General features: G+C 61.6%; 13 protein-coding genes. 11 read left to right on the forward strand and 2 right to left on the reverse strand.

Annotation, left to right across the window (positions count from 1 at the left end; genetic code table 11):
• Nucleotides 1–54 precede the first annotated feature (54 nt).
• From ACNAOT_RS11415 to ACNAOT_RS11465, 11 genes are all read left to right on the forward strand, one after another.
• Nucleotides 55–1,164 carry a Gfo/Idh/MocA family protein gene (locus ACNAOT_RS11415; protein WP_091470710.1) on the forward strand — a complete coding sequence of 370 codons (1,110 nt, stop codon included), beginning with the start codon at nt 55–57 and terminating at the stop codon, nt 1,162–1,164.
• Nucleotides 1,161–2,177 carry an NAD-dependent epimerase/dehydratase family protein gene (locus ACNAOT_RS11420; RefSeq protein ID WP_420178109.1) on the forward strand — a complete coding sequence of 339 codons (1,017 nt, stop codon included), beginning with the start codon at nt 1,161–1,163 and terminating at the stop codon, nt 2,175–2,177. The genes ACNAOT_RS11415 and ACNAOT_RS11420 overlap by 4 nt, the downstream gene beginning before the upstream one ends.
• Nucleotides 2,174–3,337: a DegT/DnrJ/EryC1/StrS family aminotransferase gene (locus ACNAOT_RS11425; protein WP_420178110.1), complete on the forward strand. Its 1,164-nt coding sequence runs from the start codon at nt 2,174–2,176 to the stop codon at nt 3,335–3,337. Before ACNAOT_RS11420 ends, ACNAOT_RS11425 begins: the two co-directional genes overlap by 4 nt.
• Complete coding sequence (locus ACNAOT_RS11430; protein ID WP_420178111.1) at nt 3,334–3,996, forward strand: acetyltransferase; 663 nt, start codon at nt 3,334–3,336, stop codon at nt 3,994–3,996. The genes ACNAOT_RS11425 and ACNAOT_RS11430 overlap by 4 nt, the downstream gene beginning before the upstream one ends.
• Complete coding sequence (locus tag ACNAOT_RS11435; protein ID WP_420178112.1) at nt 3,993–5,465, forward strand: oligosaccharide flippase family protein; 1,473 nt, start codon at nt 3,993–3,995, stop codon at nt 5,463–5,465. The genes ACNAOT_RS11430 and ACNAOT_RS11435 overlap by 4 nt, the downstream gene beginning before the upstream one ends.
• Nucleotides 5,462–6,733, forward strand: coding sequence for a glycosyltransferase family 4 protein (locus ACNAOT_RS11440; RefSeq protein WP_420178113.1), 1,272 nt, complete (start codon nt 5,462–5,464; stop codon nt 6,731–6,733). The genes ACNAOT_RS11435 and ACNAOT_RS11440 overlap by 4 nt, the downstream gene beginning before the upstream one ends.
• Nucleotides 6,730–7,899, forward strand: coding sequence for a glycosyltransferase (locus ACNAOT_RS11445; protein ID WP_420178114.1), 1,170 nt, complete (start codon nt 6,730–6,732; stop codon nt 7,897–7,899). The genes ACNAOT_RS11440 and ACNAOT_RS11445 overlap by 4 nt, the downstream gene beginning before the upstream one ends.
• Nucleotides 7,899–8,627, forward strand: a complete 729-nt coding sequence (locus ACNAOT_RS11450; RefSeq protein ID WP_420178115.1) for a hypothetical protein — start codon at nt 7,899–7,901, stop codon at nt 8,625–8,627. The genes ACNAOT_RS11445 and ACNAOT_RS11450 overlap by 1 nt, the downstream gene beginning before the upstream one ends.
• A 2-nt stretch (nt 8,628–8,629) precedes the next feature.
• Entirely contained in the window at nt 8,630–9,319 is a 690-nt protein-coding gene (locus ACNAOT_RS11455) for a hypothetical protein (RefSeq protein WP_420178116.1), read from the forward strand.
• A gap of 244 nt (nt 9,320–9,563) precedes the next feature.
• A complete protein-coding gene (locus tag ACNAOT_RS11460) occupies nt 9,564–10,667 on the forward strand; it encodes an O-antigen ligase family protein (protein ID WP_420178117.1) in 1,104 nt (367 codons plus the stop codon).
• A 2-nt stretch (nt 10,668–10,669) separates the two neighbouring features.
• Nucleotides 10,670–12,004 (forward strand): hypothetical protein, encoded by a 1,335-nt coding sequence (locus ACNAOT_RS11465; RefSeq protein WP_420178118.1) that lies wholly within the window; start codon nt 10,670–10,672, stop codon nt 12,002–12,004.
• On the opposite strand, the gene ACNAOT_RS11470 is transcribed toward ACNAOT_RS11465, so the two are convergent.
• Both ACNAOT_RS11470 and ACNAOT_RS11475 read right to left on the reverse strand, forming a co-directional pair.
• Nucleotides 12,005–12,841, reverse strand: coding sequence for a glycosyltransferase (locus tag ACNAOT_RS11470; RefSeq protein ID WP_420178119.1), 837 nt, complete (start codon nt 12,839–12,841; stop codon nt 12,005–12,007).
• Nucleotides 12,838–14,766 (reverse strand): WecB/TagA/CpsF family glycosyltransferase, encoded by a 1,929-nt coding sequence (locus tag ACNAOT_RS11475; RefSeq protein ID WP_420178120.1) that lies wholly within the window; start codon nt 14,764–14,766, stop codon nt 12,838–12,840. Before ACNAOT_RS11475 ends, ACNAOT_RS11470 begins: the two co-directional genes overlap by 4 nt.
• Between the last annotated feature and the right edge of the window lie 76 nt (nt 14,767–14,842).

Consider the following 14,842-nt stretch of genomic DNA (forward strand, 5'->3'; position numbering starts at 1 on the left):
ATAACTGCAACAAACCAAGCGAATCGCGCTGTCAACACAGAAGCAGAGTGGGAAATGAGCATACGAACGATTCCATCAGGACAACTCAACGGCCACGGCCCACAGCCCAGGCTCCGCATTGCGGTAGTCGGGGCAGGATACTGGGGCCCCAATCTTGCCCGGAACCTCAAAGCCAGCCCTGACTGGGATCTCGTTGCCATCTGCGACCTCGACGTCGAACGAGGGCTAAGGCTCGCGGAGACGGTTGGCGGAGTGGCCGTCGTCGAATCCTTGGACGAACTGCTTGACACGTACAACCTGGACGCCGTTGCAGTAGCTACGCCGGCGCATACCCACCACGGAGTGGTGATGACTGCCCTGCGCGCCGGCAAACACGTCCTGGTGGAGAAGCCGTTGGCTGACAGCCGTGCGAAGGGCCTGGAGATGGTGGAGGAAGCGAAGGCCAGGGGATTGGTCCTCATGGCAGACCACACCTACTGCTTCACACCAGCGGTCCTCAAGATCCAGGAACTGGTAGCCAGCGGTGCCCTGGGCGACATTTTGTATGTGGATTCCGTCCGCATCAATCTTGGACTCGTCCAACCGGACGTCAACGTTTTCTGGGACCTGGCGCCCCACGACCTTTCCATCCTGGACTTCGTCCTGCCGGGTGGCTTGCATCCCACGGAAATATCCGCTCACGGCGCGGATCCCCTGGGAACTGGCAGGGACTGCGTCGGACACCTCACTTTCGGCCTGCCCAACGATGCCATGGTCCATATCCACGTGAATTGGCTCAGCCCCACAAAGATCCGGCAAATGATCATCGGAGGGTCAAAGAGGACCCTGGTGTGGGACGACCTCAATCCCCAGCAGCGCCTCAGCGTGTACGACCGCGGGGTCAGCCTGGAGCATCAGCCCAGATCTGCAGCTGACAAACGGACCTCCGCCATCTCCTACCGCTTGGGCGACACTTGGTCTCCGGCATTGCAGGAACGCGAACCCCTTGGCCAGGTGGTGTGCGAACTTGCCTCCTCCATCCGCAACCGGACCATGCCACGGACCAGCGGGGAATCCGGGCTCCGCGTCTTGTCCGTTCTCGAAGCCGTCACGCAAAGCCTCAGCACTGACGGTCAATCAACAATCGTCGCCGGGAATGAAGTCTCTCTCCAGGTTGCACGGTGAAAAAGCTTCTAGGGGCCAGTGTCCTGGTCACCGGAGGGGCCGGCACCATTGGTTCGACGCTGGTGGACCAACTGCTCGACGCCGGTGCGGCGCACGTAGACGTGCTGGACAACCTCGTCCGCGGCCGCCGCGCAAACCTCGACGAAGCTCTCTCCACCGAAAGGGTACGGCTGGTCGAAGGCGACCTCCGTGACCGCGACCTCGTCCACGACCTCACCCATGGCAAGGACCTGGTTTTCCATCAAGCCGCCATCCGCATCACCCAGTGCGCGGAAGAACCACGGTTGGCCCTCGAGGTATTGGTGGATGGAACGTTCAACGTTTACGAGGCTGCTGCGGCCCACAAAATAGACCGACTCATATCAGCCTCAAGTGCCTCCGTTTATGGCATGGCCGAGGAATTTCCCACGAAGGAAAGCCACCACCACCACAACAACGACACCTTCTACGGTGCGGCGAAGTCCTTCAACGAAGGAATGGCGAGGAGCTTTCGCGCAATGTCAGGCCTGGACTACGTCCTCCTGAGGTACTTCAACGTTTATGGACCCCGCATGGACGTGCACGGGCTCTACACCGAAGTCCTGGTTCGTTGGATGGAGCGCATAGTGGATGGCCAGCCCCCACTGATTTTCGGCAGCGGGCAGCAAACCATGGACTTCATCCACACCGCGGACGTCGCCAGGGCCAACGTCCTTGCCGCCGTCAGCAATGTACGCGAGGGCGTCTATAACGTGGCCAGCGGTACGGAGACCAGTCTGGCGGAGCTGGCGCAAACACTGCTCAAGGTCATGGCTTCACCCCTCCACCTGGAACATGGTCCGGAACGTGCCGTCAACGGAGTTGCCCGACGCCTTGCCGACGTCACGGCAGCACGCGAAGACCTGGGCTTCGAGGCAGCCGTGGGCCTGGAAGACGGCTTGCGCTCGCTGGTCTCGTGGTGGCGCCCGCTTCGTGCGGAGATTGCTGCCGCCCGCACTATGAGCCGCCCCGCACCGACAGTCGGTGCGCGATGACCATCTCCGAAACCCGGTTGGGCCGCATCGACGTCATGAAGCCGTGGCTCGGCGAAGAAGAAGCCCAGGCTGTCGCAGAGGTCATCGCTTCCGGTTGGGTGGCCCAGGGTCCCAAGGTGCGGCAATTCGAGGACGCCTTCGCCGCCGAGCAGCATGCTGGATTCGCGGTGGCAACGTCGAGCTGCACCTCCGCGCTCCACCTGGCCCTCGTCGTTGCCGGCGTCGCCGCCGGGGATGACGTGGTGGTGCCATCGTTCTCCTTTATTGCTACTGCCAACGCCGCAACGTACGTGGGTGCGCGGCCGGTTTTCGCCGACGTCGACATCCTCACTGGCTGCGTTACTGCAGAAACCGTTAAGGCTGCCCTGACTCCCGCTACTACAGCGGTCATCGCCGTCGACCAAGGTGGAGTCCCGGTTGACCTGGAACCTATCCGCGCGCTGTGTGATCCCCTGGGAATCATCGTGGTGGAAGACGCCGCGTGTGCTATTGGCTCCAGATACCGGGGACAGCCCGTAGGTTCAAACGCCGAGTTGGCTGCTTGGTCATTCCACCCGCGCAAGATCCTCACGACCGGTGAGGGCGGCATGATCACCACACCGCGCCAGGATTACGGCGACAGGGCACGGCGCCTCCGCGAACATGCCATGAGCGTTTCAGCCGCTGATCGCCACGCCAGCCTGCTCGCCCCCGCGGAGGAGTACCTCGAGGTCGGGTTCAACTACCGCATGACCGACCTTCAGGCCGCCGTCGGAATTGTCCAACTTGGCCGCCTCAAAGCCGCCGTCCAGCGACGGCGCGAACTGGCCGCTACTTACGCAAACGCCTTCGCCGGAGTGGAAGGCCTACGCCTGGTAAGCGATCCGGAGTATGGCATCAGCAACTTCCAGTCATGCTGGTTGGAGGTCGGCCCGGCGTTCCCGCTGGGCCGGGACGCCCTCATGGCACGGTTGGCCGCGGATGGCATCTCTGCCCGCCGCGGGATCATGGCAGCGCACCGGCAGCCTGCGTACGCAGGCACGGACACAGGCACAGCCGGGCTGGACGCAACGGAGTGGTTGACGGATCACACACTCATACTTCCCCTCTTCCACCAACTGGCGCTGGGCGACCAAGTCCGCGTCATCGACTCAGTATTACGAGCCGCGGGTCAGCCATGAGCGAGCTACTCCTCATCGCGGCAAGCGGCCTCGCCCGGGAGGTCCTTGCCATGGTCCGCAGCAGCGGGCCTTTCGACGTCATTGGGATCCTCGACGACGACGAAGACAAACTGGGCCGCGTGGTGGACGGGGCACATGTCCTCGGTCCCGTCCGGGAAGCTATGAACTACCCCCACGCCCTGCTGCTGATCTGCATTGGATCCGGCAGCGGCCGCGAAAGCGTGGTGATGCGGCTCCGCGCCTTGGGGCTGGCCGAAGACCGCTACGCTACAGCGATCGATCCTTCCGTGCGCGTTCCAGAGGGCTGCATGATTGGCCGGGGAAGTATCCTCCTCGCCCACGTGAGCATGACAGCTTCGGTGACCATCGGCGAACACGTGGTCGCAATGCCAGGGGTCACGTTCACACATGACGACGTCATCGGCGATTACGCCACCTTGGCCTCCGGGGTGTCCCTGGGCGGCAACGTCCACGTTGGCCGGGCCGCCTACATCGGCATGAATGCCAGTGTCCGCGAGCGCCTGACCATCGGCGCGAAAGCGATGATCGGCATGGGCGCCGCTGTCCTTGCCGATGTTCCCGAGGACGAAACGTGGGCCGGCGTGCCGGCAAGGGTGATCCGGCGGGGAAATACCCCTGAGTTGGAGGGCGTCCTGTGACACTTCGGAACCCGGTGACTCCCCGGCGGACACCAACGCCGACCAGGGCATTCGTGATCAGCGTGGTCAACGCTTTCATCACGAAGCTGGGCACGATCGGAATCGGAATCGCACTGGCACGCCTGCTGGGGCCCGAAGAATTCGGAACCTACGCCGTAGCATTTGTAGCTTTGGTTGCGGTCTTGAGCTTCAACGAATTGGGAGTCAGTCTCGCGATCGTTCGCTGGCCGGGTGACCCAAAGGACATAGCGGCAACCGTCACCACTATTTCGGCAACATGCAGCGTCCTGCTGTTCGGGGTTTCCTATGCAGCTGCACCCTACTTCACGGCCGCCATGGGAAATGAAGCAGCCACTGACGTGGTCCGGGTCATGGCGGTCTGCATCGTGCTTAACGGCTTGGTAGCCACCCCTGCAGCCCTGCTTCAACGGAACTTCCGTCAAGGCCAGCGCATGGTCATTGACCAAGTCAATGTTTGGCTGGGGGCAGGTGCCTCACTGATCATGGTGATCGCCGGGATGGGCGCCATGAGCCTTGCCGTTGGGCGGGTCTTGGCCAGCCTGGTAGCCGGCGTCCTGTTCCTGATCTATTCGCCTTTGCCCTATCGCTTCGGATTCTCGCCGAAACTTGCCAGGCAATTGCTGGCGTTCGGGCTGCCACTTGCCGGTGCCAGCACGGTGGTTTTTGCCGTTGGCTACGTTGATCAACTCGTTGCGGGCAAGATGCTGGGGCCGGTCGCGTTGGGCTTGTATGTCATGGCTTTCAACATGGCTGGCTGGCCTTCCAGTTTGTTGTCCCCGCCCCTTCGGAGCGTGGCACCTGCAACCTTTGCCAGGTTGCAGGACAAGCCTGGAGACATGCAGTCGGCGTTGTTGTCCCTGACGGGGGCGCTGGCGGCGGTTCTTTTGCCGGTCTGCGCGGTAATGATGGGATGTGCCGTCCCACTGGTCATGCTGGTTTATGGCGATGCCTGGGCTCCGGCCGGCCTCGCCCTTTTTTGGTTGGCTCCGCTGACCGCAGTGCGGGTGCTCCACGAGCTGTTTTACGACTACCTGGTCATTCTCGGGTTGTCCGGTCCGATTTTCACGGTCCAACTGATGGCGCTCGCAGCTTTGGTCCCCGCCCTGATTGTTGGGGCGATTTATGGCGGGATGTCCGGACTGGCTGCAGCGCCGGTGGCGGTTGCTGTTGTGGTGACGTCACCGATGTACCTCAGGGCCTTGAAGCGGGCGAACGTTTCACTGCGGGCGTTGGCCGTTCGACTTTTCCGGCCCTTCATGGTGGCTGTTGCTGCCGGTGTTGGTTGCGCGCTCCTGAGCCAATCTGTGCGGTCACCGATGGAGGCCGTTCTCTTGTCTGCTGGTGTGGGCGTCCTGGCGATGGGCCTCACTCTTGCTTTCGGGAGGCGGGACATTGCCGATGTCCGGCGTTGGGGCCGTGGCCGTGCCCCTGAGGAGGCCTGGACATGAAGATCCTCGTTTATCCACACGACCTCCGCCTGGGCGGCAGCCAGCTGAATGCAATTGAATTGGGCGCAGCCGTACAGCGACTGGGGCACGACGTTCTGCTCTTTGGGCAACCGGGTCCGCTGGCGCAAACGGCTGTTAAGTTGGGATTGGAGTATGTTCCTGCACCACTTCCAGGAAAGCGCCCTTCGCCAAATGTCATCAGCGCCCTGGTACGCACTGTCCGCGAGCGCGGTGTGGATGTTCTTCACGGATACGAGTGGCCACCGGCCTTGGAGTGCCTGGCTGCTTCCAAAGTGGTCGGTGGCACCACCGCGGTCGCCACCGTCATGTCCATGGCTGTCGCTCCGTTCATTCCAAAGTCCATGCCGCTCATGGTGGGTACTGAGCAGATCCATCAATGGGAGTCTTCCCGGGGCAGGGGAGAAGTGCACGTCATGGAGCCGCCGGTGGATACGCACGCCAACCAGGTTTCCGCGACGACGGGCTTGGACGCATTTAGGCGCAAGTTTGCACTGAGTGACCGTTCCCTCACCGTTGTCTGTGTTTCACGCCTGGCGCAGGAACTGAAACTTGAGGGCCTTCTGAGCGCCATGGACGCCGTCCGCCTGTTGTCCCTTGAACATCCGGTGACGCTGATCATTACGGGAACAGGTCCTGCCTTGGATTCAGTCGCTAGCCGGGCTGCGCTTATCAATGCAGCCACCGGGCGGGAGACGGTGACCCTCACGGGTGAACTCGCGGACCCGCGGCCGGTCTATGCTGCCGCTGATGTGGTGCTGGGGATGGGCGGTTCAGCGTTGCGCGGGCTTTCCTTCGGAAAGCCCCTTGTGGTCCAAGGTGAGCGCGGGTTTTGGGAACTTCTCACCCCCGATTCCCTACCTACCTTCCTGTGGCAAGGATGGTACGGATCCGGTCCGGGTACAGGCGGTGAAGGACAAACAGCTTTGCTCGCCATCCTGCGAGCGCTCATGGAAGATGAGCAACTTCGCCGCGACTTGGGCGGCTTTGGTCGGCAGCTCGTCGAGGAGAGGTACTCATTGGACTCCGCGGCTCAACGTCAGGTACGCCTTTACCAGGATTTTGCCGCTGCCCGCCCCGGTCTGGCCGCGACCTTGGCGTCGGAAGTGGCAGCCATGGGCCGGTACTGCGGCTATGTAGGGAAACGACGTGCTCAGCGCGTGCTGCGCCGGCTGCCAAGGGAGGACTTCAATGCCCGTCCTGTTGCCATGACGGCCGCTTCGAACACACCCGCGGCGGTGAAGGCATGAACGGCACCATCATGTACATCTCTGGTGGCCAATGGGATGGTGTGCCTGGCACAGACAGGCTTTTGGCGGAGGCTTTGAGCGTCCGCGCAAGGGTTCTCTGGGTTGACCAACCAGTCTCTGTCGCCAGGGATGGCAACGTACGTCGCCACACCGTAAGCAGCTTCCGTGGGGTGCCTGAGACCGTGGCGCCCACGGTTAGCAGATTGCGCGTGCCTTCCCTGCCCGGCTTCAGCCGCCCCGTAGTACGACGTTCCACCGAGGCGATCGCCCGATGGACCATGCGGTCGGCAGCGAGGAGGGTGGGGGACGGCCTGGCAGGGGTGGTCAATGCATCCCCATTGGTTCATTTCCCCCGGGAACTATCCGTGCCACGTCTTCTACATCTGACCGACGATTGGCTTGCCTCCGCGGAGCTCATGGGCTTATCGCGCACACATTTGGAGCGGGTCCTCATGTCCAACATCGCTGTGGCCGACGTCGTCACAGCAGTGTCGCCCGCACTGGCTCAGAAGTTCTCTGAATTCTCCGGCCGTAAGGTCGAGTTCGTACCAAATGGATGCAGGACACCTGTTCCGGCCGAATACGGAACAGTCCGTCAACCGGTCGCCGTATTGGTGGGCCAACTCAATGAACGTCTTGACTTTGCCACACTCAGCGATCTGGGCAGGACGGAGCTTCCCGTCATCGTGCTGGGTCCTAGGACGGAACGGGAACAGCACGCCCGAAGAAGCCTCGACGAATTCTTGTCCCGGCCCAATGTTGATTGGCGCGGCGAGGTGTCCGCTCTGGAAGTTGCCAGGGTACTGGCTACGGCAGCCATAGGTCTGACCCCTTACACGGATTCGGAATTCAACCGTTCAAGCTTTCCCCTCAAAACACTCGAATACCTCGCCTCCGGGCTGCCCGTGGTTGCGGCAGACCTTCCGGCTACGCGATGGATCAGCTCCGATTTCGTGAAGATAGCCACGACTCCACGGGACTTTGTTGATCTGGTGCGATCAGGCTTGGAGACGGAATTGACGTGCGAACAGCGACGAAGGATCCAATCCTCAGCGCAGCAGCACACCTGGGACGTAAGGGCAGAGAAACTGCTTTCCCTTTTGGGTGAGCAACAAACCACGGAGCCGGTCGGTAAACGCGCTCCCCGTCACATTGGGAGCAAATGATGCAGTTGCGAACTGTTCTGGCGAGCGTTGCACGCCGGTGGTACTTGGTGGTTGCGGGCATGCTCGTTACCGGGCTGCTGTGCATGTCAATCCAAACGAGCGCGCCGGAAAAGTACAAATCCCAAGCAAGCCTGGTCCTCATGCCCTCAAGCCAGAGCATTGGCGACGCCGGAAATCCATATCTTTATCTGGGCGGTATGAGCGAGGCCCTTGACATCCTGATCCGCAAAATTACGTCACAGCCTGTGAAGGAACGGCTCCTGGCGAACTTCGGATCCGCAACCTACGTCGCAGAACCCGACCGCGGCACCAGTGGTGCGATCCTGGTCATAACTGCCACTGCAGACAACCCCGAAGAGACCATGGCAGTCCTGAAGGCAGTGATGGACGAGACTCCGCGCTCCCTCAACGACATGCAGGCTGCCCTCGACGTCGCTGTGCCGGCAAGGATCACCACCATGAGTCTTCTCGTGGACCGGCAGGCCGTACCCGAAGTGAAGGCCCGCACACAGTTGGTCCTCATTGCCGGGGCTGGGGGAGTGTTACTGACTCTGGTCCTGTCTGTCTTGGTGGATGGCTTGTTGATGACCAGGAAACGCCGGAAGGAAGCTTCGAGGAAAGATACCCTGCGGCCTGAGCAGCCCCCTCATAGGCGCGCAGCCCATGACACCAAGGAAACGGATGAAGAGATTCATGGAGTCCTGCCGCTGTCCTCAGGGTCAAGTTAGCCATGACTGCGTCAACTTTCCTGGGGATCCTGCTGCGCCGATGGTACATGGTGGCCTTCGGACTGGCACTAGGTCTGGCTGCCCTTGGCGCCATCCGGTCATCGGAGCCCGTCTTTTGGACTGAAGCCGACGTTACCTTCGTGGCCCCTGAACGCGAACCGGCCTACTGGATCTCCGGTGGCAGCGCCATGACCTTGACGGAATTCGCCGACATGGTCAAGCGACGCGTCAATCAGGAAGCTCCGTCTGTAGATCTGGGCCTGACACGGGGAACCCTCTACGGTGCTGGCGTTCAAAAGGGGTTCTCGGTGACGTTACCCGCCAACGGCGGTCAATGGAACAAGACATTCAGCCAACCGGTGCTCAAGATACAGGTAGTGGATACCAGCGCCGAAAGAGTGAACCAGGTCCTCGCCGACGTACTCGACAGAATAAACGACGCCACGATCCAATTGCAGAACGAAGCAACCGTAAAAGCGGACCGTATTTCCACGCAGACCACCCCATCAGAAGCAGAAGTCATCTTCGGCGGCGGCACCCCGGTGACCCGCATGAAGGGATCCGTGGTGTGGGCTGGCCTGTCCTTGGCCCTCACTTCAGTAGCAACCCTCTACGCTGATCGCGTCCTGGTGCGCCGCAAGCTAAACCGCAACAACCAAGTGGAGGGGACCCTCAATGCATCCCTCCTATGAAAGCACCACCGCCCCAGGCAGAGCCAGTGCTCTGGACGCGCCGGAGCGCAAAGACGTTTCATGGTTTGTCATCGTTTACTTGTTCGCTACGTGCCTTATTCCCTCAAATCTGACGATAACTGCTTTAGGCTCCGTTGGACGACCAAGCACAATCTGCGGCCTCTTGGCCTTCGCCTGGTGGCTGCTGTATCAGTTGCAACGCACTACGCCAACGCGCACAGGCTCCCAAGCTGTCCGAATTACCATGGTGGTTTTCCTGGCCGCCGCCCTGACCAGCTATTCGTTGGCAATGCTGCACGGCGTCCCCGATTCGGAGGCCAGCCCCGCAGACAGCGGGCTCATCAGGCTGGCCAGCTGGGCCGGAATCTTCCTGCTCATCAATGACGGACTGGCCAGCCGCCAAACTCTGATCAAAGTGCTGCGAAGCTTTGTCGTTCTAGGGACGGCGACGGCTGTCTTGGGATTGATGCAATTTGCCACAGGATCATCCCTTGTGGACTGGATCAGCATTCCCGGCTTCAGCGCCGCCTCGGAACTGACGGGCGTGCAGTCCAGGGGAGGGTTCATTCGTGCCGCCGGAATGGCCAGCCACCCATTGGAGTACGGAGTGGTGCTAGCCGCTTCGCTCCCCATCGCCATCGCGCTCGCCGTTACTGACCGGGCCAGAGGCTGGCTCCTGAGATGGCTGCCCGTGGCGGCCATCTCTTCGGCCGCCGTCCTATCGGTCTCCCGCTCGGCATTGATGGCCTTCGGCGTCGCTCTGCTTGCCTTGGTGCCGTCCTGGCCCAAGAAGGTTCGGCGTGGTGCACTGCTGCTCGGCCTCGTGCTGGCCGCAGGAATGTACCTGTTGACTCCCGGGATGCTTGGGACGCTCCGGGGGCTTTTCACCGTGGGGACAGCAGACCCCAGCATCAGTTCGAGGACCAGTGCATACACGACCGCTTTTGGGATGCTGGCCAACAACCCCGTAGTTGGGCGCGGGTTCGGAACGTTCCTTCCGGACTATGTCATAGTGGACAATCAATTCCTCGGGATCCTGGTGGAACTGGGATTCGTCGGATTGGCGGCATTCGTAGCGTTGATACTTTGCGCCATCGTCTGCTCTTGGCGGGCCCGTAAGTTGGCATCCGATGACCAAATGCGCCAGGTCAGTCAGGCCGTTTTGGCCTCGATAACCGCGATCGCCGTGACCTTCGCGTTCTTTGACGGATTGTCGTTCGCCATGGCAGCCAGCCTCTTCTTCTTCATGCTTGGAATCGCTGGTGCGCTATGGCGCCTGGCACGACAAACCGAATACGTCGATGCCGGACCGACATACCGTGTCGAAGGCAAGCCAGGAAAGCGGTAGCCATGAAGCGGAAGACAACCGCAATGTTAGGCGCTCTTGCCTTGTTCTGTCTCTTGGCCGTAACAGCGGTCCTGGGTGTCGCACAAGCCCCACGCCCCGTTGCCGAACCAGAACCCAGTATCCAAACGCCGCGAAGCACAACGACGCACCCGCCTGGAATAGAACTCCGCGACGTCGACGGCGGCCTCGACTTCTATTCTCGATTCACAAACGGTTTACCCATCGAACCCCACTTCTTTCCTGTCGGCGTTTGGTTCGAAAGTGCCTTGGAAAAGGACTACGTCGCGAAGGATCACGCCGCGGGACTAAACACGTACGTGGTCCTGACCCCGGATTCCGACCTCGACCTCGTCAGGGCTTCGGGGATGTACGCGATTCCCACGTTCGCTGCAGCCCAGGCATCCGGCTATGCCCTGGGCGACGAAGTAGACATGTGGGGTGGGGCAGGAGACGCCCAATGGACCGGCAAGTTTCCGGGCGAAGGCCCTATATGCTCGCCTGAAGAGTCCAAATGCGGCTACACAGTCCAAAAGCAGTTACGCACCTCCGCACCACCGGGAATCATGACCTACGCGAACTATGGCAAAGGGGTAACATTCTGGCTGTCCGATGAACAATCCCGGGCTTTCATTAACGGAACCCAGGACCTTGTATCAGCCGACAACTACTGGTTCACAGATCCCAACATCTGCGCCCAAACAGAGGGCGGGGCAATCACCGGCTACGCAAGGGACCTGACAGACTCCGAATGCCGATTGGCAGCCAACTATGGGTGGACAGTCGAGCGCATCCGTAAACTCACGGAAGGCAACGCACCAGTCTGGGCTTTTGTGGAAGTAGGTCACCCCTTTGAGGACTCGCCACGGGCGAGCGCAATCAGCGGACCGGAAATTCGCGCAGCGGTCTGGAACAGCCTCATCCACGGTGCCCGCGGGATCATCTACTTCAACCATAGTTTCGGCGGAGACTGCGTGACCCAACATGTGTTGCGTGATTGCCCAGGCGAAGCACGGCCCACAGTTACCGCCGTCAACCAGCAAATCCAAAACCTCGCCCCCGTCCTTAACGCCCCCTTCCTCGACGGCGCCACCAGAGCCACCGGACCAGTGGACCTCGCCACCAAACTCCACAACGGCAAGGTCTACGTCTTCGCGGGAGCAAACAAGGGCACCGGTGGAACCGCAACCTTCACAGTGAACTGCGGCGGCAGCACCGCCGTCGTCATCGATGAAAACCGCACCATCCCCATAGTCAACGGAACCTTCACAGACGCCTTCGCCGACGGCAACGCAATCCACCTGTACAGCATCGAAGGCGGCGGCAGCTGCGGCTACTGACTAACGGCTGCTGTCGTCCCGCTCCCAAACGGCCACCAACTTGCGTGCTGACAGCGGACGACGACGGCCCGCACCGGCGAACGCGACATAGACGGCGGCATCGAACAAACTCAGCGGCCCCCGGACAGATGCCAGCAACTCCCGTATAGTCCGCGCACTGGAAGCACCGCCGGATACACGATCTTGTTCCGCGTTCCCCCGATACGTACGCCTGAGGACAGCCAACAGAGCCGAGCACGTCCGCGGCGTCCGGACAACCACCGGCTCCGTAGGCAGTACCGCCTTCTCCTCGTCGGAAAACAGCCGGTCCACATAGTAGTCATCACCGGTAAAGGCAGGGAACCTGCCCAGCCTCTCGTGCCCTGAAAAGCTCAGGGCATACGCGCCTGCACCCCAAAGCCCCTGAGCATTACCCGGTATGCGGGAACGGGCACGGTAATAAGCCCTGACCAACACGGACGCGCCCTCGGTGTCATATCGAAAAGCAGGACGGGCGGCCAGCAAGCTGTTGTCGTCCAAGGCAACAAAGACCGCACGAAGCGCAGGGGCGCTAACCTCAATATCAGCATCCAGGTAAAGCCGTGGCCAACGCTCCGTGGCCTCGTCGCCAGCGTTCAACGCCGCAGTCTTGGACGCCTCGCGCACGTGAACCACATGAACACCTTTGCACCGGGACGCAATCGCTGCAGTAGCGTCCCTGCACCCGTTACAGGCCACCACCACATCAACCGTGCCCCACTCGATGACCTCCCTCAACGCCTCCAGCGTCCTGCTGATCACCCCGGCCTCGTTATGCGCCGGAATGATGACAGCACCGGAGGGATAGGACCCGGTCATCGCAAGGTTACAGTCGAGGTACGCGTAGCGTGGGGGAGCGCCGCCCAACGCCGTTGACTCAGGACCGCCAACGCCGCATCCCGATGCCCGGGCTTATTGAATCGGGCAACCTCTGCGGCAAGCACAGCACCCCTAAAAGCCATGGCCCGGCCACGCCCAAGATATTTGGCCGCGTAGCGCACCCGGTTGACCGACATCAAAGCAGTCAACTCCGGCGACGCCCCCGAGCCCCCACGCTCATGCCACATCCGGGCCGCCGGCTCAAACCAGATGGAAAAACCCGCATCCCTGACACGATGGCAATAATCGGTTTCTTCCGAATACAGAAAGAACTGCTCGTCCCATGCACCCACCACCTTCGCTGCATCAGCACTAATCAGCAGAGCAGCACCCGTCGCCCAATCAACCCGATGCCCATGCAGGTAACTTTCCGGATCAAAGTCCATCTCCGACAACCAACCCGGCCTGGCCTTCACATGGCTGCCCAGCGCCGCGTCACCCAGCGCTCGCAGAACGCCCGGCTCACGGCGCAAGGAAGGGTAGATGCTTGCGTCATTGTCCAACAGGACCGGTACCACCATGCCGGCCCCCTGCGTGTTCATGCGCTTGAGCATGGCGGCCAACGCACCAGGTTCCACGCGCAGGTCCGGATTGAGGATGAGATAGCTTCCGGCCTCTCCGGCCAGGGACAACGCTGCATTGATCCCGCCGGCATAGCCGAGGTTTCCTCCCGTTCGAACCGCCGTGACATCGGGGTGGTGGGACAGTTCAAGAAAGGTGCTTTCATCGGGAGAGTTGTCGGCCACCACCACTTTGATCCGAACATCCGCCGCTTCTTTCCGTAGGCTGGCGACCAGTGGCCCGACGTCGTCGGCGTTGTTGTAAGTGACAACAACGACGGCGACGTCGGCCCGGTCCGTTGCCGGTACGAATGATCCCTGAGCCCGGCTGGGCACGGGCTCAGGGACGACGTCGATCCCGATGGCTGCAGAGCTTGCCACCGCACCACCCGCGGCCGTGTCACGGCTGCTCGCCGTGCGTAATTTCACGTAGGCCTCCGGCCCCTCCACCAGGTAACGGCGAGCCAGGCGGCGCGGCTCCAGCATGAGGCGCCATGCCCATTCGAGTCCATGCGAGCTGGCCCATAAGGGAGCGCGCCGGACATGCCCGGCCAGGAAGTCCACCACGGCACCGAATGCGAGCAGGACTTTGGCGCCGGTCAGGTGGCCGTACTCGGCAATCCACAGTTCCTGGCGGGGTTTTCCCAAACCAACCACCAAGACATCGGGGGCCGCCTGCCGTATCTCATCGGCGAGCTTGCAGGATGCGGCCGCATCGCCCAGCACGGACCTGGTGGGAGCCCACCACCCCACCACCCTCAAATCAGGCCGCTCCGCTGCGAACTTTCCCGCGATCAGTTCCTGGGTCTCTTCTGAACCTCCCAGGAAACCAACGCGCAGTCCCCGTGAAGTTGCTCCATCCAACAGGGGGTGAATGAGGTCGCTGCCCGCAAGGCGGGGCCACATCCGCGAAGTGAGGCGCCGGGCCTCGGTGGCCAAGGGTGCGCCATCGATCAAGGTTAGCCATTCAACAGGACCCGGTGGGTCCAAAGTACCAATCCAACGGCTTCCTGCTCCAAAATGCCGGATGTGGTCCAAATTTGCAGAACAAACGCCCAGGGGAGGCGCTTCGGGGGAGCTTGCACGGTCCAAAATCTCCCCAAGCGCGCCGGCGGCTTCCATGAGCCTTACCGGAACCCCGCCAAGACTCACCCAAGGCGAGTCGGAAGCGCGCATTCCGGTTTCAACCACACGTGCGTGCGGTTCAGGATGGGGATTGACGGCAGCGACACCGCGCCGCGGGTAAAGGTATGGGACTACCCGGTGGAGGAGATCTCCGGTGGGCATGATTTTCGGTAGCAGCATTCTCGGCTCCAACTCAAGGCATCACCATGTGGCCGACGATCCGAGGCTGCTGCACTGCCTGGATCGTCGGTGGCGG

Source organism: Paenarthrobacter sp. TA1.8, from assembly GCF_048595705.1.
GTDB lineage: Bacteria > Actinomycetota > Actinomycetes > Actinomycetales > Micrococcaceae > Arthrobacter > Arthrobacter nitroguajacolicus.

Excerpts from the sequence above, each read along its gene's own strand:
- ACNAOT_RS11415 (WP_091470710.1), top strand. The coding sequence starts at position 55 with ATGAGCATACGAACGATTCCATCAGGACAACTCAACGGCCACGGCCCA.
- ACNAOT_RS11425 (WP_420178110.1), top strand. The coding sequence starts at position 2,174 with ATGACCATCTCCGAAACCCGGTTGGGCCGCATCGACGTCATGAAGCCG.
- ACNAOT_RS11430 (WP_420178111.1), top strand. The coding sequence starts at position 3,334 with ATGAGCGAGCTACTCCTCATCGCGGCAAGCGGCCTCGCCCGGGAGGTC.
- ACNAOT_RS11440 (WP_420178113.1), top strand. The coding sequence starts at position 5,462 with ATGAAGATCCTCGTTTATCCACACGACCTCCGCCTGGGCGGCAGCCAG.
- ACNAOT_RS11445 (WP_420178114.1), top strand. The coding sequence starts at position 6,730 with ATGAACGGCACCATCATGTACATCTCTGGTGGCCAATGGGATGGTGTG.
- ACNAOT_RS11450 (WP_420178115.1), top strand. The coding sequence starts at position 7,899 with ATGCAGTTGCGAACTGTTCTGGCGAGCGTTGCACGCCGGTGGTACTTG.
- ACNAOT_RS11455 (WP_420178116.1), top strand. The coding sequence starts at position 8,630 with ATGACTGCGTCAACTTTCCTGGGGATCCTGCTGCGCCGATGGTACATG.
- ACNAOT_RS11460 (WP_420178117.1), top strand. The coding sequence starts at position 9,564 with ATGGTGGTTTTCCTGGCCGCCGCCCTGACCAGCTATTCGTTGGCAATG.
- ACNAOT_RS11465 (WP_420178118.1), top strand. The coding sequence starts at position 10,670 with ATGAAGCGGAAGACAACCGCAATGTTAGGCGCTCTTGCCTTGTTCTGT.
- ACNAOT_RS11470 (WP_420178119.1), bottom strand. The coding sequence starts at position 12,841 with ATGACCGGGTCCTATCCCTCCGGTGCTGTCATCATTCCGGCGCATAAC.
- ACNAOT_RS11475 (WP_420178120.1), bottom strand. The coding sequence starts at position 14,766 with ATGCTGCTACCGAAAATCATGCCCACCGGAGATCTCCTCCACCGGGTA.